The sequence below is a fragment of the Pelagibacterium mangrovi genome (genome assembly GCF_036662815.1).
GTDB classification, from domain to species: domain Bacteria; phylum Pseudomonadota; class Alphaproteobacteria; order Rhizobiales; family Devosiaceae; genus Pelagibacterium; species Pelagibacterium mangrovi.
The window spans coordinates 153,204-178,908 of record NZ_JBAFXA010000005.1; the positions used below are offsets into that span (position 1 = coordinate 153,204).

Annotated in this window: 25 protein-coding genes; 12 read left to right on the forward strand and 13 right to left on the reverse strand. The window is 62.2% G+C overall.

Features of this window, described 5'->3' with window-relative positions; all coding sequences use genetic code 11:
- Window positions 1-57 precede the first annotated feature (57 nt).
- Window positions 58-474, reverse strand: a complete 417-nt coding sequence (locus tag V4T21_RS10305; protein WP_332716199.1) for a flagellar assembly protein FliX — start codon at window positions 472-474, stop codon at window positions 58-60.
- 254 nt (window positions 475-728) lie between these two features.
- On the opposite strand from V4T21_RS10305, the gene V4T21_RS10310 reads away from it, so the two are divergent.
- The 8 genes from V4T21_RS10310 to flaF all read left to right on the forward strand — a co-directional run bounded on the left by V4T21_RS10310 (window position 729) and on the right by flaF (window position 7,415).
- Window positions 729-1,853, forward strand: a complete 1,125-nt coding sequence (locus V4T21_RS10310) for a flagellar basal body P-ring protein FlgI (RefSeq protein WP_332716202.1) — start codon at window positions 729-731, stop codon at window positions 1,851-1,853.
- Window positions 1,853-2,170, forward strand: coding sequence for a rod-binding protein (locus V4T21_RS10315; protein WP_332716205.1), 318 nt, complete (start codon window positions 1,853-1,855; stop codon window positions 2,168-2,170). The genes V4T21_RS10310 and V4T21_RS10315 overlap by 1 nt, the downstream gene beginning before the upstream one ends.
- Entirely contained in the window at window positions 2,167-2,634 is a 468-nt protein-coding gene (locus tag V4T21_RS10320; protein ID WP_332716208.1) for a hypothetical protein, read from the forward strand. Before V4T21_RS10315 ends, V4T21_RS10320 begins: the two co-directional genes overlap by 4 nt.
- Before the next feature lie 234 nt (window positions 2,635-2,868).
- Complete coding sequence (locus V4T21_RS10325; protein WP_332716211.1) at window positions 2,869-3,219, forward strand: hypothetical protein; 351 nt, start codon at window positions 2,869-2,871, stop codon at window positions 3,217-3,219.
- A gap of 133 nt (window positions 3,220-3,352) precedes the next feature.
- Window positions 3,353-4,879, forward strand: coding sequence for a flagellin N-terminal helical domain-containing protein (locus V4T21_RS10330; RefSeq protein WP_332716214.1), 1,527 nt, complete (start codon window positions 3,353-3,355; stop codon window positions 4,877-4,879).
- A gap of 194 nt (window positions 4,880-5,073) precedes the next feature.
- Complete coding sequence (locus V4T21_RS10335) at window positions 5,074-6,543, forward strand: flagellin N-terminal helical domain-containing protein (protein WP_332716217.1); 1,470 nt, start codon at window positions 5,074-5,076, stop codon at window positions 6,541-6,543.
- Between the two features lie 124 nt (window positions 6,544-6,667).
- Window positions 6,668-7,096 (forward strand): flagellar biosynthesis repressor FlbT, encoded by a 429-nt coding sequence (gene flbT / locus V4T21_RS10340; protein ID WP_332716220.1) that lies wholly within the window; start codon window positions 6,668-6,670, stop codon window positions 7,094-7,096.
- On the forward strand, window positions 7,044-7,415 hold the full coding sequence (gene flaF, locus V4T21_RS10345) for a flagellar biosynthesis regulator FlaF (RefSeq protein ID WP_332716222.1): 372 nt from the start codon (window positions 7,044-7,046) through the stop codon (window positions 7,413-7,415). Before flbT ends, flaF begins: the two co-directional genes overlap by 53 nt.
- Window positions 7,416-7,707: 292 nt before the next feature.
- On the opposite strand, the gene V4T21_RS10350 is transcribed toward flaF, so the two are convergent.
- From V4T21_RS10350 to V4T21_RS10360, 3 genes are read right to left on the reverse strand one after another with little or no spacing between them, the layout of a single operon-like run.
- Window positions 7,708-9,159: a flagellin N-terminal helical domain-containing protein gene (locus V4T21_RS10350; RefSeq protein WP_332716224.1), complete on the reverse strand. Its 1,452-nt coding sequence runs from the start codon at window positions 9,157-9,159 to the stop codon at window positions 7,708-7,710.
- Between the two features lie 11 nt (window positions 9,160-9,170).
- A complete protein-coding gene (gene flgK / locus V4T21_RS10355; RefSeq protein ID WP_332716226.1) occupies window positions 9,171-10,604 on the reverse strand; it encodes a flagellar hook-associated protein FlgK in 1,434 nt (477 codons plus the stop codon).
- Between the two features lie 31 nt (window positions 10,605-10,635).
- A complete protein-coding gene (locus V4T21_RS10360; protein WP_332716229.1) occupies window positions 10,636-11,922 on the reverse strand; it encodes a flagellar hook protein FlgE in 1,287 nt (428 codons plus the stop codon).
- A gap of 380 nt (window positions 11,923-12,302) precedes the next feature.
- Here V4T21_RS10360 and V4T21_RS10365 point away from each other — a divergent pair, with 380 nt between their 5' ends.
- The 4 genes from V4T21_RS10365 to V4T21_RS10380 all read left to right on the forward strand — a co-directional run bounded on the left by V4T21_RS10365 (window position 12,303) and on the right by V4T21_RS10380 (window position 16,801).
- Window positions 12,303-13,184: an ATPase gene (locus V4T21_RS10365; RefSeq protein WP_332716232.1), complete on the forward strand. Its 882-nt coding sequence runs from the start codon at window positions 12,303-12,305 to the stop codon at window positions 13,182-13,184.
- 66 nt (window positions 13,185-13,250) lie between these two features.
- Window positions 13,251-14,171, forward strand: a complete 921-nt coding sequence (locus tag V4T21_RS10370; protein WP_332716235.1) for a homoserine O-succinyltransferase — start codon at window positions 13,251-13,253, stop codon at window positions 14,169-14,171.
- Window positions 14,172-14,318: 147 nt separating this feature from the next.
- Window positions 14,319-15,776: a YcjX family GTP-binding protein gene (locus V4T21_RS10375; protein ID WP_332716237.1), complete on the forward strand. Its 1,458-nt coding sequence runs from the start codon at window positions 14,319-14,321 to the stop codon at window positions 15,774-15,776.
- Entirely contained in the window at window positions 15,773-16,801 is a 1,029-nt protein-coding gene (locus V4T21_RS10380; RefSeq protein ID WP_332716239.1) for a YcjF family protein, read from the forward strand. Before V4T21_RS10375 ends, V4T21_RS10380 begins: the two co-directional genes overlap by 4 nt.
- Before the next feature lie 53 nt (window positions 16,802-16,854).
- Here V4T21_RS10380 and V4T21_RS10385 read toward each other — a convergent pair whose 3' ends face one another.
- The 9 genes from V4T21_RS10385 to cysG form a co-directional block, all read right to left on the reverse strand.
- Complete coding sequence (locus V4T21_RS10385; RefSeq protein WP_332716240.1) at window positions 16,855-17,214, reverse strand: hypothetical protein; 360 nt, start codon at window positions 17,212-17,214, stop codon at window positions 16,855-16,857.
- 298 nt (window positions 17,215-17,512) lie between these two features.
- Window positions 17,513-18,127, reverse strand: a complete 615-nt coding sequence (locus V4T21_RS10390) for a LysE family translocator (protein ID WP_332716241.1) — start codon at window positions 18,125-18,127, stop codon at window positions 17,513-17,515.
- A gap of 145 nt (window positions 18,128-18,272) precedes the next feature.
- Entirely contained in the window at window positions 18,273-18,914 is a 642-nt protein-coding gene (locus V4T21_RS10395) for a hypothetical protein (RefSeq protein ID WP_332716242.1), read from the reverse strand.
- Window positions 18,915-18,926: 12 nt separating this feature from the next.
- On the reverse strand, window positions 18,927-19,256 hold the full coding sequence (locus V4T21_RS10400) for a 2Fe-2S iron-sulfur cluster-binding protein (protein ID WP_332716243.1): 330 nt from the start codon (window positions 19,254-19,256) through the stop codon (window positions 18,927-18,929).
- A gap of 59 nt (window positions 19,257-19,315) precedes the next feature.
- Entirely contained in the window at window positions 19,316-20,347 is a 1,032-nt protein-coding gene (locus tag V4T21_RS10405; protein ID WP_332716245.1) for an NAD(P)/FAD-dependent oxidoreductase, read from the reverse strand.
- Window positions 20,348-20,423: 76 nt separating this feature from the next.
- Complete coding sequence (locus V4T21_RS10410) at window positions 20,424-21,707, reverse strand: phosphoadenylyl-sulfate reductase (protein ID WP_332716247.1); 1,284 nt, start codon at window positions 21,705-21,707, stop codon at window positions 20,424-20,426.
- Between the two features lie 197 nt (window positions 21,708-21,904).
- Window positions 21,905-23,563: a nitrite/sulfite reductase gene (locus V4T21_RS10415; protein WP_332716249.1), complete on the reverse strand. Its 1,659-nt coding sequence runs from the start codon at window positions 23,561-23,563 to the stop codon at window positions 21,905-21,907.
- The gene (locus tag V4T21_RS10420) at window positions 23,550-23,855 is read right to left on the reverse strand and encodes a DUF2849 domain-containing protein (protein WP_332716250.1); all 306 of its coding nucleotides are present in this window, start codon (window positions 23,853-23,855) and stop codon (window positions 23,550-23,552) included. The genes V4T21_RS10415 and V4T21_RS10420 overlap by 14 nt, the downstream gene beginning before the upstream one ends.
- A gap of 316 nt (window positions 23,856-24,171) precedes the next feature.
- The gene (gene cysG, locus V4T21_RS10425; RefSeq protein ID WP_332716251.1) at window positions 24,172-25,566 is read right to left on the reverse strand and encodes a siroheme synthase CysG; all 1,395 of its coding nucleotides are present in this window, start codon (window positions 25,564-25,566) and stop codon (window positions 24,172-24,174) included.
- Window positions 25,567-25,705: the final 139 nt, after the last annotated feature.

The window sequence follows — 25,705 nt, forward strand, 5'->3', positions numbered from 1 at the left end:
TTGAGCATTTCCGCGTTTCCCCCAAAATCCGGAAACGCCCCGAGTGCGGCCATCGGGTCACAGCGGCGGAAAATGTCCCAGCTTCGCCAGCTCCACCCGCACGCGTAGTTCGATGTCGTCCACCACCGCCTCGAGTTCGGGGTCCGTCTGGCTCCGCGCCTGCCGCAACAGCGCCACCGCCCGGTTCAGCCTGCCCTCGCTGATCCGCCCCGCCAGCAGATCGCCGCGAATGTCTTCGAGCGCGTCGAGCAACAGATTGGCGCGCTTCACCGCCTTGCGCCGCCCCGTGGTCGCATCGTCGACCGCCTGCAACGCCAGCAGCGCATCGATCCCTCCGGCAGCGATCGGCGCCGAACTCTGCGCAGCACGCCCCGCCGTCTGCCCCCCGTCCAGCCGAAATGCCTCGCCCGATGCCTTGTTCGCCGTTCCCGGTCGGCCCGTCGTGATGATCCGCCCTGTTCCGTCGATCCGCATTGCGCCGGCCGCTCATGGTTAATGTTTCCTGACCGGCAGATTTTGCCGACAGGCGTTAATTTTACCTTAACCACCCGGCAAACCCTGCCCACCACACCATAATTCACCACCCGCTCACTCAAAGAATTCCTCATAAAATCAATTGACTAGCAAAATCCAAAACCACTTGGCACGCTTTTCGCTCTTATCCCTGCACAAAGCGGCGCGCCTTCGTGGGGACGAAGATCGCCGCCGCAAACCGGGGAATCGGGTTGATGAACAACGGACTGATCAAGAGAACTCTGGCGCTGCTGGCCGCCGCCGCGATCGGGCTCACCGCCCTCGTCCCGGCCACCGCCGCGCCGGCCCGTATCAAGGATATCGTCGATATCGAAGGCGTGCGCGACAACCAGCTTTTGGGTTACGGTCTCGTGGTCGGCCTCAACGGCACGGGCGACAGCCTCAACAACTCCCCGTTCACCCGCCAATCGCTCACCGCCATGCTGGAGCGCATGGGGGTGAACACCCGTGGCGAAACCCTGCGCACCGCCAATGTGGCCGCCGTCATGGTCACTGCCAATCTGCCCCCCTTCGCCACCCAGGGCACCCGCATCGACGTTTCGGTTTCCGCCATGGGCGATGCTACCTCGCTCCAGGGCGGCACGCTTCTGGTGACGCCTCTTCTGGGCGCCGATGGCGAGGCCTATGCCATCGCCCAGGGCTCGGTCCTCATCAACGGCTTTTCCGCCGAGGGCCAGGCCGCTTCGGTCGTCTCAGGCGTCCCCACCACCGGCATGGTCTCCTCGGGCGGCCTTATCGAGCGCGAAATCAATTTTGCCCTGGGCGCCCAGCATTCGGTGCGCCTGTCGCTGAAAAACCCCGACCTTACCACCTCCCGCCGCATCGCCCTGGCCATCAACGATCTCATCGGCATGGCTGTAGCCGTCCCGACTGATCCGGCCAATGTGCGCCTGTCCCTGCCCAACAATTTCAACGGCAACATCGTCGATCTGCTGACCGATATCGAACAGCTCGTCATCCAGACCGACCAATCGGCCCGCATCGTCATCAACGAAAATTCCGGCATCATCGTCATCGGCCGCGACGTGCGCGTCTCCTCGGTCGCCATCGCACACGCCAATCTCACCATAACCATCGCCGAAAACCCGACTGTCGTTCAGCCCGCGCCCTTTTCCGATGGCGTCACCGCCGTCGAGCCGCGCACCCAGATCGACATCACCGAAGATGGCACCCAGCTCGCCGTCGTCCCCGAATCCATCTCGCTGCAGGAACTCGTCGACGGCCTCAATTCCCTGGGTATCTCGCCGCGCGATCTCATCGCCATCCTCCAGGCCATCAAGGCGTCCGGCGCGCTGCAAGCCGAAATCGAGGTGATCTGATGGCGCTCTCCATCGCCTCGAACTACGCGACCACCCCGGGCTATGCCAGCCTGCGCGAAAAGGCGGTCGAACTCGAAGGCGTGTTCCTCAACACCCTCGTCTCGGAAATGTTCAAGGGGCTGGAAACCGACTCCATGTTCGGCGGCGGCTACGCCGAAGAAACCTGGCGCGGCATGATGGCCGAACAATACGCAGCCGAAATGGCCCAGGCCGGCGGCATCGGCATTGCCGACCAGATGGTCGCCGCCCTTATCGAAATGCAGGGGTCGATGGCCACAGAGCCGAACCTCATATCCATGGGAGCTTACACGAAATGACCGCAGCCGAACGCCTCGTGGCGCTTGAAACGCTCGATGCCGAAACCCTTTGCTCCCGCGCAGAAACGGCCCTCGCCGCGCTGGTCGAAGTGATGAACCGCGAAACCACCTTCCTGCGCGCCGGTCACATTCGCGAAGCCACCGGCCTCACCGGCGAAAAGACCCAGCTCGCCCAAGATTACGTCACCCTCGCCCGCGCCGTCCAGCGCGCCGCCCCACGCCTCAAAGCCGAAGCTCCAGCCCGCACGGACGCCCTGCGCCGCGGCCATGAAGCCCTCGCCACCCAGATGGCCGAAAACCTCCGCGTCCTCGCCACCGCCAAAACCGTCACCGAACACCTCCTCTCCGACGTCGCCCGCTCCGCCGGCAACACCGCCAAACCCAAAACCTACAGCGCCTCGGGCCAACCCCCGCAACAATCCACCGACGCCATGAAAGGCATCTCGATCAACCGGGCACTGTAGAAGTTCTTGCCGTAACGCTTGCCCAACCACCCCTTCTCCCCTTGAGGGAGAAGGTGCCCCGAAGGGGCGGATGAGGGGTGCGCTGAGCTGACGACACACGTAACCGCCAGATACGTACCCACCCCCCACCGCATTTAATTAAACTCCTCCCCTCTATCCCAACCCCACCTTCACCTCTCCCGGCATATTCTGCCCGGCAGATTTTGCCGCTTGGGGATGGAGAGTGGTTAACAGGTGACAGGTGCTTTTTCAGCGCAGCAGGGCCTGCTCGGAGTCGCTGCCAACATAACGCGTCCGGCTGGAAAGCCCGACACGCGAGAGCTCTCCCGCGTCACCGATTCCACCGGCGCCCGCCTCGGCGCCGCCCTCCCCAACCGCCAATCCACTACCCGCCTGAGCCGCCGGAACTCCCAATCCGATCAATCGGTTGAGCCATACGTCGCCCCGGCAACGCTTCTCGAAGCCAGCCTCATCGCGTCCACTCTGCCCAACCCCGACGAGACCGGCTTCTCCCCCGCCCCGCACCGCATGACGCCGTGGCAGCCACCCCTCTCCAGCCTCCCGTTGCGCGACCGTTCGGTCTAACGGAAAGTCTTAATTTCCCACCCCGCGATCAGGATTTGTTAACCATTCGGTAGCACTTGCACCCGCACTCTATGGTTAACGCGCTCCTAACGGAGTGATTCTGTTTACTGCCATTCAGACGGGGGTTCTGATCATGTCTGACGTGACGCTATCCAAAGCTGTCCGCTCCAACCTGCTGCATCTTCAGAACACCGCCAAGCTCATGGACGTTACCCAGGAGCGCTTGGCGACGGGCAAGAAGGTCAACTCGGCCCTCGACAACCCGACGAATTTCTTCACCTCCGAAGCGCTCAACGCCCGCGCCGCTGACATCGGCACCCTGCTCGACGCCATGAGCAACGGCATCCAGACTATCGAAGCCGCCGACAACGGCCTCACCGCCATCACCAAGACCATCGAGTCGATGCAATCGACCCTGCGGCAGGCCCGACAGGACAACACCTTCCAGGTCGCGTCATACTCCATGCCCGCCAATCCAGCGTTTACGGCCGGCCAGGAACTGACATTCTCAGGCGGTTCGGTCGGCGATCCTTCCTCGGTGGCATTGACCAAAGGCTCCTCCGGCGCCACCAGCTTTGCCTATGCCGGCAGCGCCATTGCCTATGGCCCCACCGACACCTCGACCTTCTCGATCAATGTCGACGGCGCCGGAGCTGTGCCGGTTACGGTCAATCAGGCGGTCGTTCAAAGCGTCGGCAACGGCGATGACGTGATCGACAGTATCGATGAACTGACCGCCATTCTCAACAAGGCCATGGGAACGGCAGGCGTCGCGGCCACCGCGACTCATGACGGAACCAACGTCACCATCTCGGCCAATTCGACCGGTGCGTCCTCCTCCATTGCGATTACCGCCGTGAACCTCGATGCAGATGGCGGCGGCAATGGCACCACCTTGGGCGGCTTTGGGGCGGGCACGCCCACTCCCGGCGATGTGGATGGCGGCGCCTCCAAAACCGTTGACGAACTGGTCACCGAGATCAACACCCGCTTCAAGGGTCAGGTCCGCGCTTCCAACGACAACGGCAAGCTCCGCCTCGAAAACCTCTCGACCAGCGAACTCTCCATCGACGGCATTTCGTCGGACGGCGTCATCGACGCTATTTCCACCGACCAGGCCGAAATCGGCGGCAACAATATCCGCGCCAATCTGGCCAAGCAGTTCAACGAGCTGCGCAGCGAACTCGATCGCCTCGCCGAGGACGCCTCTTATAACGGCGTCAATCTCCTGCGCGGCGACGCCCTCAAGATCGTTTTCAACGAGCTTGGCACCTCGATGATCGAAATTCAGACGCGTGACGCCGAGGGCAACGTCCGCCCGATCAATTCCAACGAACTCGAGCTGTTCGAGATCACCGAAGAACAGCTCGATAGCGATGCCAGCATCGACGGCCTGCTCAACAAGCTCCAGCTTGCCCTTGGCGAAGTCCGCTCCCAGGCCTCCGATCTGGGCTCCACCCTTTCGACGGTCCAGAACCGCGAAAACTTCACCAAGCAGATGATCAACACGCTCCAAACCGGCGCAGCCAATCTCACCCTCGCCGATACCAACGAGGAAGGCGCCAACATGCTGGCCCTCCAGACCCGCCAGCAGCTCTCCCAAACCGCCCTGAGCCTCGCTAGCCAAGCCGACCAGGCCGTCCTTCGCCTCTTCGGCTAACGGCACCACTCGTCGTCCTCGGGTCTGACCCGAGGACCCCACTCCTCCTCGCCCACGCGATCCGCCGCTGCAAATTTTCACTCAACGCCACCAACCCGTTTAACCAATCTTTAGAGGATATCGAAGCACTGTCGGGCCAGTCGTCTCAGGAAGAGACGTAAGTACCAAGCGTAAATCCTAGAAAGGGATTTCCAATGTCCGATGTTTCGCTTTCCAAAGCGGTTCGCTCGAACCTGCTTTCCCTCCAGAACACCGCCAATATGATGAGCCAGACCCAGAACCGTCTGGCGACTGGCAACAAAGTCAATTCGGCGCTGGACAACCCCACCAACTTCTTCACGGCTTCCTCGCTGAATTCGCGCGCTGGCGATATCAATCAGCTCATGGACTCGATGGCCAACGGCATCCAGACCATCGAAGCCGCCGACAATGGCCTCACCGCCATCACCAAGACCCTGGAATCGATGTCCTCGACGCTGCGCCAAGCCCGCCAGGACAAGTCGTTCCAGACGGCGTCCTATACCATCGCTCTGGGCGACGAGCCTGCCGGCACCGAACAGCTTTCGCTCTCAGGCGGCGCACTCTCGGCCGACTTCGCGATCAACCTGACCACCACCGAAAATACCGCCACTCCGGTTTCGGCTACCGGCGACATTGACGAACTGACAACCGCCAGCACATTGGCCGATGCCGGCTTTGTACCCGGCGCAGGCGGCGGCACGATTACCGTCGGTGACGGCACGACGACCGCGACCTTCGAGGTTACCGATGGGACCGAGTCGATCGGCAACTTCATCAATACGATCAACAATACCGCGAATCTGAACATCACGGCTTCGCTAAGCACCGACGGCGAACTCGTTCTGACCGCCGATGACAACGAAAGCGCGATCAACGTGGGTGTGACTGGCGACGTCACCCTGGGCACATCGGGCATTGCCGCAAGCACGGATGCCCCGGACGCAGTCGACACCCCCGTCGCCAAGTCCGTTGATGATCTCGTAACAGAGATCAACAACAACGCCACCGTCAACACGGCCATCCGCGCTTCCAACGACAACGGCAAGCTGCGGATCGAGAACCTCTCGACCCAGGACATCACCACGACCACCCCGACGGGTGTTTCGGGTGAAGCCAAGATCGGTGGCAACACCGTGCGCGCCGATCTGACCAAGCAGTACAACGAACTGCGCGATCAGCTCGACAAGCTGGCCGACGATGCCTCGTTCAACGGTATCAACCTGCTGCGCGGCGATAACCTCAAGATCACCTTCAACGAGACCGGCACGTCGGAAATCGACATCCAGAGCAAGGATGCCAAGAGCATCAACTCTGCCACCCTCGGCATCCAGACCAACATGGAAGAAGCCGATTTCGACAGCGATGAGACCATCGACGGTTTCCTCGCCGAGGTGAAGACGGCCATCAACTCCGTCCGTTCGCAGTCCTCGGCTTTCGGTTCCTCGCTCTCGATCGTCGAAAACCGCCAGAACTTCTCCAAGAACATGATCAACACGCTGCAGACCGGCGCGTCCAACCTCACCCTGGCCGATGCCAACGAGGAAGCCGCCAACCTGCTCGCCCTGCAGACCCGCCAACAGCTGTCCTCGACGGCCCTGTCGATGGCCTCCCAGGCCGATCAGGCGGTCCTGCGTCTGTTCTAAGACTTCTGACCACTCCCAGAACGGGAGCCAGGACTTTCGCAAAAGGGCGGGCCAGAAGGCTCGCCCTTTTCATTTGCGCCAGCGCAGGCAATAGTTGCCCAATTCATTTGAGGGATTCGCGGCGATGGCACTCAAGGTCGAACTCAAGCCCGGCGAAAAACTTCTCGTCGGCAATTGCGTGGTCACCAATTCCGACCAGCGCACGCGGCTGTTCATCGAAGGTCAGGCACCCATCCTGCGCGAGAAGGATATCCTCACGCCGGCGACTGCCGACACCCCCGCCAAGGCCGTCTATCTCGCCATCCAGATCATGTATGTCGAAGGCAATGTCGATAAGCTCTCCCAGAGCTATTTCGGGCTGATCAACGAAGTCGTCAAAGCAGCGCCATCAACTCTCCCCATCATCGACAATATCAATAATGAGATATTAACCGGCGATCTCTACAAGGCTCTCAGGGCTGCAAAGAAGCTTATCGAGTACGAAGGGGAGTTGCTGGCAAATGCAACAACACGGGGCACTGGCATATCAGAGGACGGCTCAGCAGACGGCTGATCCGCGTTCACTCGAAGCCAGCCTCCTGGCCCGCTCCGCCTCCCACCTCCAGCAAATCCGTGACACCTGGCCCGAACGCCTCGACGAGCTCGAAGAGGCGCTCAGCAAGAACCGCAAGGTCTGGTCGATCTTCGTCCAGTCGGTCACCAAGGACGATCACCCCCTGCCCGCCCCCGTGCGTGAAAACATCGCCAATCTGGGCATTTTCGTCATGGGCCAGACCTATGAGATCCTGGCCGGCAAGAACCCCGCCAAGCTCGACCCGCTGATCAACATCAACCGCCAGATTTCCGCCGGCCTGCGCGGCAACGCCGGCTGACCGCCTCCCATCGCCGCATACGACAAAGCCCCGGCATCGACCGGGGCTTTCGATTCCAGCACACGTAGATTTTACTCTGCGGGACCATGCGGCCGACGATCGCCACGCGTGATATAGAGCGAAAAGGCGATGACCGCGCCAAAGATGAACGTGGGCCAAAGCCAGAAGATCAGCGTTTCCAACTCAGTCCTCCAAATCTGCCAGCATGCGGCGGGTGAGCGATGTTGTTGACGAAACCTGCAGTCAGCTTCCGGCGCTCGTTCCTGACCGTTTTGCTGTCCACGGTCGCCCCCTACCGTAAATAATTCACCAGCGATAGCTGACTTGCCATGGACGTCGCCTGATAGCTGGCCTGCAATTGCGTCTGCAGTGTCAGCAGCATCATGGCGATCTCCTCGCGCGGCGCGGTCTCGATCTCGGCCAACATCGTCTCAAGCTGCGCATTGTACTGCGTGTGTCGCTCCTTGACCGTATTGACCGTCGAGGCCGCCAGCCCCAACTCCATGGTGATCCCTTCGATCGAACCGGGCTGCGCGTTGTTCTCCTCGGAAAGTCGGTTGCGCTGGATCGACACCAGCTCCTCATAGCGCGCGGCATTTGTCGCATCGAGCGGCGAGAGGTCGGAAACCGCGAACACCGCCAGCCCCTTGATCAGCTCCACGAACCCCTTTTCATTGGCCTGCACGCCATAGTGGGCCTTGGTGTGCTCGTCGACATTGGCCGAAACCGTCTGGCGCGGATTGCCGCCGTCATTCTGCCCGAAATACCACTGCGCCGCGTCGGGATGCTGCGCCTCGCCCGTCGCGTTGAAGAAATCGTCCGCCGCCGTATAGGTCGTGGCCGACCGCAATTCGCCCTCGGCGATCGAGGTCAGCGTCTTGCCGATTGCCTCTTCGAAATTAGCCGCAGTCGCTTCGCCCCTTGCCGCCGCATCCGCGCCGTCTCCCACCACGAAACTGTTGGCGGGCACCGGATCGACCTCGCTCGAAACCGCCGTCAGCGTCACATAGCGCACCGTCGTGGGGTCATTGGGCAGCGTATAGCCCACCTTGATGGTGTCCCCCGGCTGCGGCGCATCGGTAAAACTGACGTCGTGCGTCCCTGCCCCGCCGGTAACGTCCACCGCCCCCGATGCCGAAGTCACGCTCGTCAGTTTGATGCCCAGGTCCGGGTCCGCACCCTGGGTCAGCGTCACGGTCCCGCCAGTGGCCGGCCCCACCGTCACCAGTCCCTGTGCGTTGACTCCATGATCGGTATTGTACTGGTCCACGAAGTCCGAAAACGCCGTCATGATGGTGTCGAAACTGGCGACCGGCTTGGTGTCGGATTTGTTGCCCCCGAAAATATACTGCCCGGTGATATCGGTGTTCAGAACATCGATCACTTCCTTGAGCATATTGGTCGCCTGGTTGCGGGCGTTGACGAAATTGATCCCATCCGTCCCATACGCGCCCGGTATCGCAAGGCCCCGCGCGCTCGCCTCGATTTCGTCCAGCCGCTCCAACCCGTTGGTATAAAAGCTCATCCGGTTCTCGACCGTCAGGATATTGGATTGATACCCCTCGATCCGCGACAGCCTGTTGCGCAGGTTCAAATCGTGCACCCGATCGCTGCCCATTTCGGCCAGCGTGTTGTAGCGCTTGCCCGTCGCCAGCTGCAGTTGCAGGTTTTCGAACTGCTTGTTCATGCTGGTGATCGTCCGGATATTGCTCGAAACCGGATACATCGCTTTATTGACGATCATGGGGTCCTACCTCACATCCTGAGCAGCGCGTCGATCAGTTCTTGCACCGTCGACACCACCCGCGCACTGGCCGAATACGCGTTCTGCAACTGCATCAGCCGCGCCATTTCCTCATCGACATTGACGCCATATTCCGCACCCATCCGCGTTGTGATGGATTCGAGCGTATAGCCAACTGCTGAATTTTCACTTTGCGCCTTGGCGACCACATTGCCCTGGTGGTTGATCATCTGGCCAATGATCTCGCCAACCTTGCCCGACAGCCGCACCCCGCCATCCGCGACGCTGGTCACCTTGTCGGAAACAAATTCCATGGTCTTGAGGCGGTCGAGCAGGAATTGCGGCCGCGCCGGGTCGCCCAGCGACGTGTCGCTGGCATATTTCACCAGCAGCGTGCTGTCGCTGATGATGTCCTCGTTCACCCGGATGCGCCCGGCAAAGCCGGTCTTGTCGGCCTCGTCATAGGTGCCCGTGGCGCCATCCACGAACAGGTCGAGCTCCAACCCCGAGGCGTCGTCGGAATTGAGCGCCAGCGCCAGCCCCGAAGCGATCTCGTCGAGCTGGTCGGACATGTTGACCAGCGTGTTGTCGCGCAACTCCATAAGCCCGGCGATGCTCCCAGACGAGAGCAGCGGCTTCATGTCCATTTGGAGCCCGGACGGGGTGCGCAACGTCAATTGCCCCACCGCGCTCGAGCTGTCCGCCATCGGCCCGGCGGCATTGAATTCGAACTGGGATGGCTCGACGTCGAGTATGCCCACCCCACTTTCGGTCATCAGCGCCACCGTCCCATCGGCCCGATAGCTGGCCCGCACGTCGACCTGCTCCGAGATCGAGGCAACCAGCCGGTCGCGCTCGTCCATCAGCGACAGCCGCGCCTGCTGGTCCTGCGACAGGTCGAGAATACGGACGTTGATGTCGGAAAGCTGGTTGAGCTGGCGATTGAGTTCGGAGACCGCATTGCCGATCTGCAATTCGGTTTCCCGCCGCATCTCGCTCACCGCCCCGTTGAGCGTATTAAGCTGTTCGACGAGCTGCTGCGCCGAATTGATCACGGCAGCGCGGGTCGTCACGTCATTGGGGTTGGTGACCAGTGATTGCAGCGCATTCTCGAACCCCGAATACAGCGTATCGAGCGAATTGGCATCGCCCGGCTTTCCCAGATGCATCTGCAACCGGTCGAGATAGCTCGCCCGCACATGCGAATACCCAGCCGAGGAAACCGCAACCAGATGCTGTTTTTCCAGCGCCTCGTTGAACGCGCGCGACAGGGTCGTCGCCCGCACCTGCGCGCTCGTCCCGAACGCCGTCTCCTGGATGACCAGCGACTGCCGGTGATAGCCGGGCGTGCCCTGATTGGCGATATTGCGCGAAACGACGTCGATGCCGCGCTGGCTGGCATTCATCCCGCCCAGAGCATTCGATAGCGTCGAACTCAATCCCATCGCGTCAACTCCCGCTTCGCGCTAGCGCCAATCAGCGCATCATGTTCAGCGCTTCTTGCAGCATCTCGTCGGAGGTGGAGACGATACGCGTGCCCGCCGCATAAGCCTGCTGGGTAACGATCAGCTTTGTGAACTCTTCCGAAATATCGGTATTGGACGATTCCAACGCCCCACCCGTCACCCCGCCATCGGTGGAGTAGATCGCCTCGCCAGAGGCCGCAGTCGAGGCATAGATGCCACCATCAAGACGTTTAAGCTGGTTCTCGGCGTTGAAATTGGCGGTCACGAGTTGATAAAGCTCGATCTGCTTGCCATTCGAATAGGTGGCGACCACACGCCCGGAATCGTTGATGGCCACCGACATGAACGAGCCCGCCGGATAACCATCCTGATTGAGCGTGGACACCGAAGCCCGGCCATTCGCATTGTCGAACTGTGTCAGCCCGCCAGTGCCGAAATTAAGCTCGACATTGCCCACCTCGATACCGTTGACTGTCAGGTTAGGGATATCGATCCGCAACGGCTCGGCTGATGTAACCGGGGACTGGAGCACACCGTCCTCGAAGACGAACTGCGCGCCAGCAACCGCCGACCATTCCTGCGGATCGCTGTTTTCCATGGAATAGAGCTGCCAGGTATCCGGCGCATCGCTGGTCTTGCCCCACCGCATCTCGACGCTGACGGCCGCACCATTGGGCGAATAGACGGTGATCGCACCGCCCTCCACTGTCTGTTCGAGGAAATCGGGATCACTCACACCCGCCGTCAGCAAACCAACCGCCGGCTGCGCCGGCAGGTTAAGCTGATAATCGATACGCTGCGTCGACTGAGCCGGGATAAGTCCGTTGGAAACCTTGATCATCTCCGGTACCGAGCCAGACACGTTGCCGGTCGAGGTATTGATCGGAACGCCCTTCAGATAATAGCCGGCCCCATTATAGAGATAGCCCTCGCGATCCATCTCGAAATCGCCCCGACGCGTGTAGAAATTGGCCTCGCCAAAGACCGACTGCCCGTCAGAAACCCCGGTCTTTTCCGCCACAACGAAGAACCCCGACCCATTGAGCGCCACATGCGTACCCGTGGGCGAGGTGATAATATCGCCGCGCACGTCATTGGTGGAACGCGAATAAGCCAACACCGCGCCCGGCACCTGCCGCCCCACCGCCGCATCGGGGATGAGGTCGATAAAGCCGGTTTCCATCCGCTTGTAGCCGGTGGTCTGCGAATTCGCGATATTGCCCGAGATGTTCTCGAGCGCAAACGACTGCGCCGCCATCCCGGTCACCGCCGTCTGCAAAGCCCCATAGATACCCATTTTACTCTCCGTCTCACCTGCGCACCGAGCACGCGCGTTTGCCCGAAGAGATGCAAGGGCGATGCCAAAATCTTACCCATTGATTTTGCTACACATTCACTCCCCGACCTTCTTCCCGCCCGGAACTTTCATCCACCCACCCGGCAAATTCTTCCACCCGTGTCGTCACCTAACCAGTGTGTCCAAGATTAAACTCCGAGCTTGCAACCCCTTCTCCCCTTGAGGGAGAAGGTGCCCCGAAGGGGCGGATGAGGGGTGCGCAGCCCATCCTCCCCACCATCCCCGGCTGTTCACCACTGGACGCCCGCCCGATATGAATTTAAGCAAGCGCAAGTCATAGAAATTCATACAAATTCATAATCCATCCCGAGCCCCGCCCAATGCTGTTCGCCTCCGCAGACCAATTCCGCTCCCACCCCCGCAAGGCCGTGACGGTCTTCGGCATGGCCGGCGTGGGCAAGACCCGGCTGGGCAACATCCTGCGTCGCGCCGACTGGTTTCACTTCTCCGTCGATTTCCGCATCGGCACGCGGCACATGGGCGAATACATCGTCGACAACTTCAAGCGAGAGGCGATGAAGGTCCCCTTCCTTGCCGAATTGCTGCGCTCGGATTCGATCTCCATCGACTCCAACATCAGCTTCAACAATCTCGACCCGCTCTCGACCTATCTCGGCACCCCCGGCAATCCCGCGCTGGGCGGCCTGCCCTTCGCCGAATACCAGCGCCGGCAGGAGCAGCACCGGGTAGCCGAAATCTACGCCCTGCTCGACGTTCCCTATTTCATCGAGCGCGCCAAGGATCTCTACGGCTACGACGATTTCCTCTGCGACACCGGCGGCTCGCTGATCGAGGTCCTCGATCCCCACAACCCTGAAGACCCGGTGGTCAAAGCGCTCACTGAAAACACCGCGCTCCTCTACCTGCGCGGCACCGAAACCGACGCCCAGCGGCTGATCGACAGGTTCAAATCCAACCCCAAGCCGATGTACTATCCGCCGCAATTCCTCATCGTCAAATGGGAGGAATTCAAGCAGATGAACGGGGTCACCCGCGACGATGACGTCGATCCGGCCGCCTTCGCCGTCTGGGGCTTCGAAGCGCTGTTGCGCGACCGCCTGCCCCGCTATCAGGCCCTCGCCGACAATTTCGGCTACCAGATCGACGCCGCCGACCTTTCGCACGTCCGCGACGAAAAGGACTTTATGGAGCTCATGTGCAGGGCCATCGCCGCTCGCCCGGCGGTGGCCGCAAGCGCCTGAACCGGATTCCGGTTCGCCACAAGCCAAACCTGCACTTATATAAGCTTCCGCTAAAGGAACTTTTCCATGCCTATCCGCATCCCAGACCAGCTCCCCGCCCGAAAAACCCTCGAAAACGAGGGCGTGGTGGTCATGGACCAGACCCGCTCGGCCCGTCAGGACATCCGCCCGCTCCAGATCGGGCTTTTGAACCTGATGCCCAACAAGGAGCGCACCGAGACCCAGTTCGCGCGCCTGGTCGGCGCCACGCCGCTGCAGGTCGATTTTACCCTGGTGCGCATCACCGATCACAAATCGCGCAACACATCCGAAAAATACCTCCAGACCTTCTACAAGACCTGGGAAGAAGTCCGCGAGCGCAAGTTCGACGGCTTCATCGTCACCGGCGCGCCCATCGCCCACATCCCCTTCGAGGAAGTGCGCTACTGGCCCGAAATGCTCGAAATCATGGATTGGACGCACACCAACGTTCACCACACCTTCTTCATCTGCTGGGGTGCACAGGCGGCGCTACACCATTTCCACGGCGTCAAGCGTCACCGCATGCCCGAAAAGGCCTTCGGCGTCTTCCGGCACCAGATTGTCAACACCCGCTCGCCCCTGCTGCGCGGCATGAGCGACAGCCCGATGATCCCAGTGTCGCGCTATAACGACATCGACCGCGATACCATCACCGACGAACTCACCGTTCTCATCGACAATGAGGAGATCGGGGTGTGCATGCTTGAAGACCGCAAGTTCCGCGCGGCCTACATGCTCAACCACCTCGAATACGACAACCGCTCGCTGGCCGACGAATACCACCGCGACATCGCCGCCGGGCTCGAAACCGAACCTCCCGTCAACCTCTTCCCCAACGACGATCCCTCAATCGAGCCCGAAAACCGCTGGCGCAGCCACGCCCACCTGCTGTTCCAGAACTGGATCAACGAGATCTACCAAACCACGCCGTACGACCTCTCAAAGGTCGGCTCCGGCGGTTGGTAACCACCACCAGCCACGCACTTTAACCCTCTCCCTACTGGGGAGAGGGTGGGCGGCACCCTGATGATGGGCCGCTGAGGCAAAAGGCTCCCCCTTCACATTCCCCCGCCCACCCCCTACCTTCTCCGCGACCCTAGGAGACGAACCGCCTTGCCCAGCCTCCCCACCACCATCACCGACGAACTCGGCATCGCCCTGGGGAACCTCACAGATGCGGCCACGGGCACCATCACGCCCACCATGCGCCTGGGCGTCACCGGCCTTTCCCGCGCCGGCAAGACCATCTTCATCACCGCGCTCATCCATAACCTCTTGACCGGCGCCCGCCTCCCCGGCTTCACGCCGATGGCCGAAGGCCGCCTCATCGGCGTGCGCCTTGCCGAGCACCCCGACAACGCCACCCCGCGCTTCGCCTACGAAAACCACCTCGCCGCCCTGCTCGGCACGCCACCGGTCTGGCCCGAATCCACCCGCCGCATATCCCAGCTCCGCCTCACCCTGCGCTACCAGTCCAACTCCTGGCTCAAATCGCAATTCGGCGTCTCCACCCTCAATCTCGATATCGTCGACTACCCCGGCGAGTGGCTGCTCGACCTCCCGCTCCTCACCAAATCCTACGCCGAATGGAGCGCCGAAGCCCTGGCGCTCGCCCGCCGATCCTCCCGCACCGACGAAGCCCAGCCCTTCCTCGACTCCCTCTCCCACATCGATTCCCTGCGCGAGGCCGATGACCCCACCGCCGAAACGCTGGCCACCGCCTTCACGCAATATCTGCGCGCCTCCAAGGCCGATGCCCGCGCGCTTTCCACCCTGCCGCCAGGCCGCTTCCTCATGCCCGGCGATCTCGAAGGCTCGCCCGCCCTCACCTTCGCGCCGCTGCCCGAACCCGTCTCGACGCCCCGCCATTCGAGCCTCTATGCCATGCTGGAGCGCCGCTACGAGGCCTATAAGAACGTCGTCGTCCGCCCCTTCTTCCGCGATCATTTCGCCCGCCTCGACCGCCAGATCGTCCTCGTCGATGCCCTGCGCGCGCTCAACGCGGGCCCCGAGGCCGTCGCCGATCTGGAAACCGCGCTCACCTCGGTCCTCTCCTGCTTCCGCCAGGGCGCGTCCAACCCCATCTCGCGACTGTTCACCCGCAAGATCGACCGCATCCTGTTCGCCGCCACCAAGGCCGACCTCTTGCACCACACCTCCCATCCGCGCCTCGAAGCCATCCTCAACCGCCTCGTCGCCAACGCCTCTCGCCGCGCCAAATTCGCCGGCGCGGAAACCCGTTCTCTGGCCATCGCCGCCATCCGCGCCACCACCGAAGGCACCGTCAAGGACAACGGCGAAACGCTCGCCACCATCATTGGCACCCCGGAGAACGGCCAGCGCCTCGGCGACACCATCTATGATGGAAAAACCGAAATCGCCTTATTTCCCGGTGACTTACCGGAAAACCCGGAATCGCTTTTCAAATCCGTTGAATCAACGCCTCAACTCAATTTCCTGCGCTTCCTGCCGCCCACCAATCTCCCCGTGGGCGAAACCGGCGATCCGGTCTTTCCCCATATCCGGCTCGACCGCGCGCTCGATTTCCTGATCGGGGACAAGATGCAATGAGAGAGCCCCGCGCCATCCCCACCACGCCGCGCCCCGAAACCGGCGAACCCGCCCGCGCCCCGCGCGCCTTCGAAACCAGCCTCGCCGAACCCGCGCCCGACGTTTTCGAAGCCACGCCCGAAGCCCTCGCCGATACCGACGTGGCGCCGGCGCCCAAGCGTCGTGGCCGCTTCTGGCGCAACCTCGCCCTCTGGACCGGCGGTACCCTCGTTTCCCTGGGCCTCGGCCTTGCCGCCGAACGGCTGATCCGCGATCTCTTCGCCACCTATGACTGGCTGGGTTGGTTCGGCCTCGCCATTCTCGGGGTCTTCCTTCTCGCTCTCGTCGTCCTCACAGGGCGCGAACTCATCGGACTCGCCCGCCTGCGCACCATGGACCGCCTGCGCGAGCGCGCCGCCGTTGCCTTGCTCGAAGACGATCTGCCCATCGCCCAGAAAGTCGTCTCCGAACTCACCGCCCTTTATGCCGATCGCGCCGATCTGGCCCGCCCCCGCGCGGGTCTGGAAACCGACGTCCGCTCCATCCTCGACGGCGCCGAACTGATCCGCACCGCCGAGCGCGCCTTGATGGCGCCCCTGGATGCGCGCGCCCGCGCCCTCACCGCCTCCAGCGCCCGCCGGGTGGCGCTGGTCACCGCCATCGCCCCGCGCGCCGTGATCGATCTGGCCTTCGTCGTTTTCGAAAGTTTCCGCCTCGCCCGCAACCTTGCCGATCTTTATGGCGCGCGCCCCGGCTTTTTCGGCTTCCTGCGCCTCATCGGCGCCATCCTCTCGCACCTCGCCGTCACCGGCGGTCTCGTCCTCACCGATGGGGTGATGGAGCAGTTGATCGGCCAGGGCCTCGCCGCCAAGCTTTCCGCCCGCCTGGGCGAAGGCGTCCTCAACGGATTGATGACCGTCCGGGTCGGCATCGCCGCCATCAAGCTCGTCCGCCCCTTGCCCTTCTCGACCCAGAAATCCCCCATCGTCACCGATTTCGCCGCCGATCTGGCCAATGGCGTGTTTCAGGACCGCGCAAAACAATAGGGACAGCGCCTCAAGGCACTGTCCCCAAACGTTAAGCTAATGCTTAACGCTGATTATTGCGGGGCGACTTCACCGGCGTCGTCGTCATCATCGCCACCGTCCTCGGAATCATCATCGGACGAACCACCCACGGTATCGAGCGGATCGGTCGGGCCGATCAGACCGGCTTCCTCGCAATCCTCACGGGTCAGCTGCGAAATGTCGATGCCTTCGGGAGCACCAACCTGCTCGGTGGCAAGCGGTTCATCCTCGAGGAATTCAGGAATGGGCTCACCTTGCAGTTCAGTGCAGCGCTGCTGAACCAGACCCCAATCTTCTTCCGATACGGTCACGCCGCCGATTTCCTGGGCGAAGGCGGGCATGGCCAAACCGGCCGTAAGGGCGATAGAAGCGAAAAAAGCAGAGCGTTTCATGGTTATTCTCCATTATATCTCGTACAGGGTATGTCCCCGAGAAAGATTAACGCGCTGCCGGCCGGTTTGATTACGTGAACACAAAAGTAAAGCCGGCGATGCGTTGCCTAGACAATGATCGTCATCCCGATGGAGTTGCAGGAATAGTTTTTTGCCTGAGCATGGAACCTCCGCGCGTCAACTTGCCGATATATGAAACACCCGAGATTCAGGGCTCACGAACGCCCGATACGCGTTCGATCCCATCGAAAAGGATCGAAAATTTATCCCAGATCAATATCGCCAACAGGCCCGCAGGCTACTGCTTGAGCACGATATAGGCCGCCGCACCGGCCATCGCACCCGCCGCCCCACGGTTCAGCAGCTTGAGCGCACGCGGATTGCGCAGGAATTCGCGCGCCTTGGAGGCCGCCGCGACATAGGGAATGACCACCAGATAAAGCGCCACGATGGTGATCGCCACCAGCCAGCCGAAACGTTCGAGCGTCATCGTTTCAAGGTCGACCACCGTCGGCAGCAGCGCCATATAGAAAATGATGGTCTTGGGGTTGCCCAGCGTCACCGAATATCCGCCGAGCATCGATGCCAGCGCCCCGTTGCCCTTGCGCGTTTCGAGCTTGTCCGGATCGATCCCCGCCCGCCAGAAGCTCCAGGCGAGATAAACCAAATACGCCGCGCCCAGCACCTTGATGACGATGAAAATCTCGGAAAACGCAGCCGCCACGGCGGCCAGCCCCAGCACGGCGAGCGTCAGATAGGTGAGATCCCCGAGCACCAGCCCGGTCCCGAACCACACCGCCGGCCTGAACCCCGATCCCAACGCCTTGCCCACGGACGCCGCGATCCCCGGCCCGGGAATGGCGGCGGCAATCACCAATGCGACGGCATAGGGAACAAAATCGAGCGGGTTCATTGCGAGGACTCAGCGCGGAACGGCAACGGAACTTCGCTCTTACACCCGCCGCGAGAAACTGAAAAGGACGGGAACAAATCCTGGGTTCTCGGGAGAGTCGGCAAAGGCCCGGCGTGGGCCAAAATCTCCCCAATATCGGTCCAGCCTAAACCCCACGCACCTTCACCACCAGCTCATCGAATTGATGCGGGTCCGGAAAATCCGGCACAGGCACGCTTTCGAGCATCGCATCGGCAAACGGCTGAAAGGCCGGCACCACGCTCGTCCTCTCCGCGCCCGCCAGAAAGCTCGATTGCCCACCCGGCATCAGCCGCAAGGCGGCCGTCGGCTTTTCCTCTTCGGGATACCCGAAAACGAAATTATGGACGAGCGCCAGCCCATGCCCGTCCTGTGGCAGATAATCGGAAGCCGAGCGCACGAGAGTGAGGAAAAGCAGATGATCGCTGAGATTTTCCGAAAACATCAGCGAGCCGGCGACAAATATGTCCTGTGTCGCCGAAAGCGCCGCTATGCGCGCCTCCACCGGTGCGCTGTCCAGCACCCATTGTAGCAGCGCCAGATTGTCCTCATACCGCTCCAGCCATCCATCGACGACGTCCAGCGTGCCCTGCAACTCGTCTTCGGGCAGATCGGCCAGCGGTGAAGGCCCGTCGTTGAAATACCACTGCCCGCCCACGTCCCGCCAATCGTTCCAGCGCGCGGTGCTCTGCGGTTTGGCGGCCAGCCAGTTGATCAGCCGGGGCCGGTCGATCTGCAGTTTGACGAAAGCTGCCGATGGCTCGGACAACGCCCCGCTCCCTTATGCCGCCGCGTCCTGGCTCGCCGAGTCCGCCAATCGCACCCTGAGCCCATCCAAATCCTCGCTCATCAGGATCTGGCACGACAGCCGCGAATTGGCCTCATAATCGGGCACAGAATCCAGCATGTCCTCTTCCTCGTCGGTGGGCGGGTTCAGCTTGGCCTGCCATTCGGGGTCGACGAACACATGGCAGGTCGCGCACGAACACGCGCCTCCGCACTCGGCCTTGATATTGAGCCCCCAGTCGCGGATCACCTCCATCACCCGCCACCCTTCGAGGGCTTCGAGTTCATGTTCGGTGCCGGTCTGGTCGACGACGAAAATTCGCATGTGAGGTCCTGGAAGCTAAGTGTGAGGCCCGCTCTAATTGCGCATGCCGGCGCTCGGGGTCAAGCGACCCCGAGTTTCTTCTGCAGGCTGGTTGAGCTCGTCGTATATTGGAAGACGACTTTGGCATCGGGATGGACGATCCGCTTGGCCGCCTGCGACATCAGCGCGCCCTCGTGGAAACCCGACAGGATCAGCTTCAATTTCCCCGGATACCAGTTGATATCCCCGATCGCGAAAATGCCCGGTTCGCTCGTCTCGAACTTCTCGGTATCGACCTTGATCAGCGCGTTGTCGTGCAGGTCCAACCCCCAATCGGCGACCGGCCCGAGCTTCATGGTCAACCCGAAGAACGGCAGCAGCCGCGTGGCCGGAATGCCCATTTCCCCGCCGGCGGTCTTCAGGAACACCTCGGACAACTGCCCATCCTCGCCCTCGAGCCGCCCGAGCTGACCCATGACGAAGTTGATCTTGCCGTCCTCGACCAGCTTGCGCATCTTGTTGACGCTGTCCGCATGCCCACGGAATTCGTCACGCCTGTGTACCAATGTCAGCGAGCGGACCAGCGGCTGCAGGTTCAGCGTCCAGTCGAGCGCCGAATCCCCACCGCCCACGATCACCAGATCCTGGTCGCGGAACTCTTCCATCTTGCGCACGGCATAAAAAACCGACTTGCCTTCATAGTGCTCGATTCCCGGCACCGGAGGCCGCTTGGGCTGGAACGATCCGCCGCCCGCCGCGATTACGATCACCTTGGCCACGAACACCTCGTCGGCATCCGTCGTCACCCGGAACGACCCGTCGTCCAGCTTTTCCACATTCGTCACCATCTGCGAAAAGTGGAACTCGGCCCCGAACGGCGAAATCTGCTTCATGAGATTGTCGGTCAGCCCCTGCCCCGAAATCTCGGGGAAGGCCGGAATGTCGTAGATCGGCTTTTCCGGATAGAGCTCGGCGCACTGCCCGCCCGCCCGGTCGAGGATATCGATCACGTGACATTTGAGGTCGACCAGCCCCAGTTCGAACACGGCAAACAGGCCCACCGGGCCCGCGCCAATGATCACGACGTCGGTGACGATTTCATTTCCGCTCATAACAAGGAGTCCTGGTCAGCAAAAGATAATCAAGGCTTCGCTTGGAATATATGACGAAGCCTGTCAAGTATGGAGGTTAATGGGTGGCAGGTTTGCGCAGGAAGGGTCGTGTCCCGGCCGGGACTTCTACGCGTGCGCCCACGGGCTGATAATAGTGAGAAACTTCGGCCAGCGCATCCTTTTCCAGCGCCGCCCGCGTGGGCGCGTTGGTGACGACGAAAGCATTGATGCCGCAGCGGCGCATGAAGGGAATCTGGTCGGTCAGCACATCGCCCACCGCGCGCAATTCGCCCTCATAGCCATACCGTTCGCGCACCAGCCGAGCACTCGAATAGCCGCGCCCGTCGGTAAAGGCCGGAAAGTTGATGGCCACCGAGGAGAACCGTGCCAGATCGTCGGCCACGCTCTCCACCTTCTCGCCCGGGTTGACCAGCAAGCCGATGGGATGCGGATTGGCCAGGAACGCCTCGCGGTGTTCGAGGAACACGGCCACCGGCACATGCGTATAGCGCACATCGGCCGGCTGATCGCCCTCTTCCCAGGCCCGCCAGGGGTCGGATTTGAATTCGCCGTCCCGGAACAAAGTCAGTTTCGATTGGCTCACCGGCTTTGCGATGCTCCCGTTGAAGTCGAAATGGATGCCGCATTCGCGCTTGTCGCGCCCGCGCCACCGGCCCGCCCGGGGGTCCTCGCCTTCGGTCACCGCGCTCGTGCAAGGCGCGCAGCCGATCGACTTGTACCCCTCCTTATAGAGCGGATGGTCCGGCAATCCGTTGGCCGCCTTGTACGCTTCGATATCCTCATTGGTAAAGTAGGCCAATGGATTGACCTTGATGCGGTCGTCACTCGTCAACTCGAAATGCGGCAGCACCCCGCGCTCTGCGGTCTGAAACCGCTTGCGCCCGGTCACCCACCCGCCATAGCCCGAAACCACCTTGTCGAGCGGTTCGGTCTTGCGGATATGGCAGCACGAATCCGGATCGGTCTCCCACAGCGTCCCGTCGGGATCGAAGCGCTTCAAATCCGCCGCATCGGGATGCAGCGCGATCACATTGGCCAGCCCCAACTGCGCCTTGAGCATTTCCACATACTCTAGCGTCTGGGGAAAATGCTTCCCCGTCTCGATGAAATACACCGGCAGGCTGGGATCGACCTTCGACACCAGATGCAACAGCACCGCCGAATCCGCCCCGAACGAGGACACCATGGCGATATCGCCCGGCAGCAACTCCCCCACCGCCTGCCGCAACACGCCCTCGGCATCCATCTCATCATACATGCCGTTAAGCGCCACAATCCCAAGCTGCCGCAACTTGTCGTGCTTGGGTTCTGTCGCCACTATCGGATTAGCCAAGGCCATGGATAATCTCCTTGTATTGCGTCTGCGGTAGGCCTAGCGCACCCCCCACTCCCTTAAGGGGAGAGGTAGGCTCTTTCAGCCTTGGTGCTCCAGCCGAAACGCTGCCCCAGGCACCCCTTCTCCCCTTGAGGGAGAAGGTGGCCGCGAAGCGGTCGGATGAGGGGTGCGCAGCCCCTCCGCATTCGCCAACGATCCTGTTACCCGTTGCCATACAACGCCTCCTTGAACGGCCCATCCCCCAACCGCCGATAGGCCGAAATAAACGTCTCGTCCTCGCCTTCCCGCCGCGCGATATACGCATCCACCAGCCGCTCGATAGCCTCCGGCACGTCCTCGGCCACGAACCCCGGCCCCAAAATCTTGCCCACCGCCGCGTCCTCGCTCCCATCCCCACCCACGGTGATCTGGTAAAGCTCGGTGCCTTTCTTCTCGACGCCCAAAATCCCGATATGGCCCACATGGTGATGCCCGCAGGCATTGATGCAGCCCGAAATCTTGATCTTGAGCTTGCCGATCTCCTTCGCCCGCTCCGGCGCCGCAAACCGGCGCGAAATATCCTGGGCGATGGGGATCGAGCGCGCATTGGCCAGCGCGCAATAATCGAGCCCCGGGCAGGTGATCATATCGGTGATCTCCCCCGCATTGGCATCCGCCAGCCCGGCCTCCGCCAACCCGTCATAGACGGCGCGAAGATCGGGCAGCGCCACATGCGGCAGCACCAGATTCTGCTCATGGGTCACCCGCACCTCATCGAACGAATAGCGCTCGGCGAGGTCCGCCACCGCTTCCATCTGCTCGGCCGTCGCATCCCCCGGCGCCCCGCCGATGGGCTTCAATGAAATCGTCACCGACGTATAGCCGGGCCGCGCATGCGGAAACGTATTGTTCTCCAAAAACCGTCCGTAAGCCGGATCGAGGATTTTCTCCCGCTCGACATCGAGGTTCACCACCCCGATATCGCGATAGGCCGGCTGCGCGAAATAGGCTTCGATCCGCGCCAGTTCCTCCTCGGGCAAGGTCAGCACCCCGCCACGGATTTCGGCGAACTCCTGCTCCACCTGCCCCTTGAAACTTTCCAGCCCTTCCTCATGCACCAAAATCTTGATGCGCGCCTTGAACTTGTTGTCCCGCCGTCCATAGCGATTATAGACGCGCAGGATCGATTCCAGATACGCCAGCAAATGCTCGTGCGCCACGAAGCTGTTGATGAGTTTGGCCACCATCGGCGTGCGCCCCAGCCCGCCGCCGACATACACGGCCCAGCCGATTTCGCCCGAACCATTGGTCTGCGCCATCAGCCCGATATCGTGGAATTTGATCGCCGCCCTGTCGTTGGGCGAACCGGTCATGGCAATCTTGAACTTGCGCGGCAGGTAGATGAATTCAGGATGCAGGCTCGACCATTGCCGGATGATCTCGGCCACGGGCCTGGGATCGATGATCTCGTCCGCCGCCGCCCCCGCGAACTGGTCCACCGTCACGTTGCGAATGCAATTGCCCGACGTCTGGATCGAGTGCATCTCGACGCTCGCCAGATCGGCGAGGATGGCCGGAATATCGCGCAGCTTGGGCCAGTTGTACTGGATGTTCTGCCGCGTCGTGAAATGCCCGTAACCGCGATCGTATTTGCGCGCGATATGGGCGAGCATCCGCACCTGCCGGGCGCTCAGCGTTCCATAGGGTACCGCCACGCGCAGCATATAGGCGTGCAATTGCAGATACAGCCCGTTCATCAGCCGCAGCGGGCGGAACTGGTCTTCGGTCAATTCACCCGAAATCCGCCGCCGCACCTGGTCTGAAAACTGCTCCACCCGCTCGCCAACGAACGCGGCGTCGAACTCGTCATATCGATACATATTCGTCCTCGGCCAGTGTCTGGCGTTCAAATCGCGGCGCCGTCGGCCCTTCGGCCCGGATGCGCTCGCGGATGCGGGTGGGGTAGATCCCCTCATCGGTCAGTTGCACGTCCTCGCTCTCGAGACTGATGACGCGTCCGGTCGCCTTGGTCGCAGCCATCGCCGCCTCCAGTGCCTCGGCCCCGTCCTTGGCAAACACCCGCGCGGCCTGCAAATCGCCGACCCAGTTCCCCTTGTCGTCGAGATAGACCGCCGCGCCCGAGAGCAATTCGTTTCCTGTGAGGATTTTCATCTGTCTTTCAATTCTTCATCTGGCTGATTCACTCAGCCCACAATCTGTCCAAGTCCAATGTCCGCCCCATGACACCGCCTCATCGCCGCGCGCCATTCCCAACCCCTTCTTCCCTTAAGGGCGAAGGTGCCCCGAAGGGGCGGATAAGGGGTGCGCTGAGCTTCCGCAGGCACCGAGGCGCGTTTGGCAGGCCTGACCCACGAATCTCGCGCCAGCAAACGGCCCACCAGCCCTGCCTCACCCAACCCCATCACCCCGGGCTTGCCCCGGGGCAAGGTATGCCCGCCGCTCTCGGCTTGTTCCCTTCCACCCGCCATCACGCCACCCGCTCCGCCACAGCCGCAATCGTCTCGGCCCGCGCCCAATCTCCCTGCGCCACGGCCTCGCCCACGAAAATCACCGCCGGCCCATCCGCGAACGCCACCTCACCGGCCGCCAGCCCACCAAGCGTCCCGGCATAAAGCGCCCGATCCACCCGCCCGGCATTGACCACGATCCCCACCGGCACCGCGCCCGAAACCCCATGCGCCATCAACCGCCGCCCCACATCGCCCGCGATCGATTTGCCCATATAGAGCCCCAGCGTCAGCCCGGCTCCGGCCAGCGCCGCCCAGTGCTGCAATTCCCCGTCATCGGCCCCGTGCGCCGTCGCAAACACGAACCCCGAGGACACTTTGCGCAGTGTCACCGGCGTCGCCGTATCCGCTGCAGCCGCCAGCGCCGCCGTCACGCCCGGCACCACGGCATAATCGATACCCGCCTTGCGCAGCGCCGCGATTTCCTCGCCCGCGCGCCCGAACACCATCGGATCGCCGGATTTGAGCCGCGCCACCTTCCTGCCCTCGCGCGCCAGCCGCACGATCAGCGTATTGATCTGTGCCTGCGAAAACGAATGATGCCCCTTGGCCTTGCCGACCGAAATCCGCTCGGCGTCGCGCCGCCCCATCTCGACCACCGCCCCCGGCACCAATTGGTCGTGGACGATAACATCGGCCTCCTGCAGCAGCCGCTGCGCCCGCAGTGTCAGCAGATCCTCAGCCCCTGGCCCGGCCCCGATCAGCCACACCACGCCCTTGCCCGCCTCGGCCCGCACATGCTCGGCCAGCAGCGCATCCGCCGCCGCTTCGCCCTGCCCCGCCACCAGCGCGCCCTCTATGCCCGGCGCCGTCACCAGCGCCTCATAATACCGCCGCCGCGCCACGCCATCGGCGAGCCGGGCCGCAACCTTCTCCCGCATAGCGCCCGCCAGCCGCGCCACATCGCCCAGCCGAGGCGAAAGCATCGCCTCGATCCTGGCCCGCACCAGCCGCGCCAGTACCGGTGCATCCCCTTCCGACGAAATGGCGATCGAAATCGGTGCCCGGTCGACAATGGCCGGGGTGAAAAAATCGCAATTTTCGGGAACGTCCACCTCGTTGACCGGCACGCCCGCCGCCCGCGCCATTTCCAGCGCCTGCGCGCCCTCGGCCCCGTGGTCGGCAATGAACGCCAGCGCCGCATTGTCGAAATCCGCCGCCCCGACCGCGCGCGAAACCAGCGTCACGTCCAATCCGGAAAAATCCGCCTCGAACCCTGCGGCGAACACCACGACTTCGGCATTGGTCTTGGCCGCCAGCCGCGCCTTGGCCAACGCCTCCTCGTCACCGCCCACGATGACGATCCGACGACCGGCGACTTTCACCGAAACCGGAAATGTATTCAGCCGTGCCACGGTGAGGTCTCTCCTGGCATCTGGGTGATCGACGATAAATCCGGAATTGCGCAGGACAATCGGGAGGAGACCGCACGCTCGCAAAACATGCTGAAAATTAAGGTTTTTCGGGCCTTCCAGCAAGCGCGCGCCGGGCGTT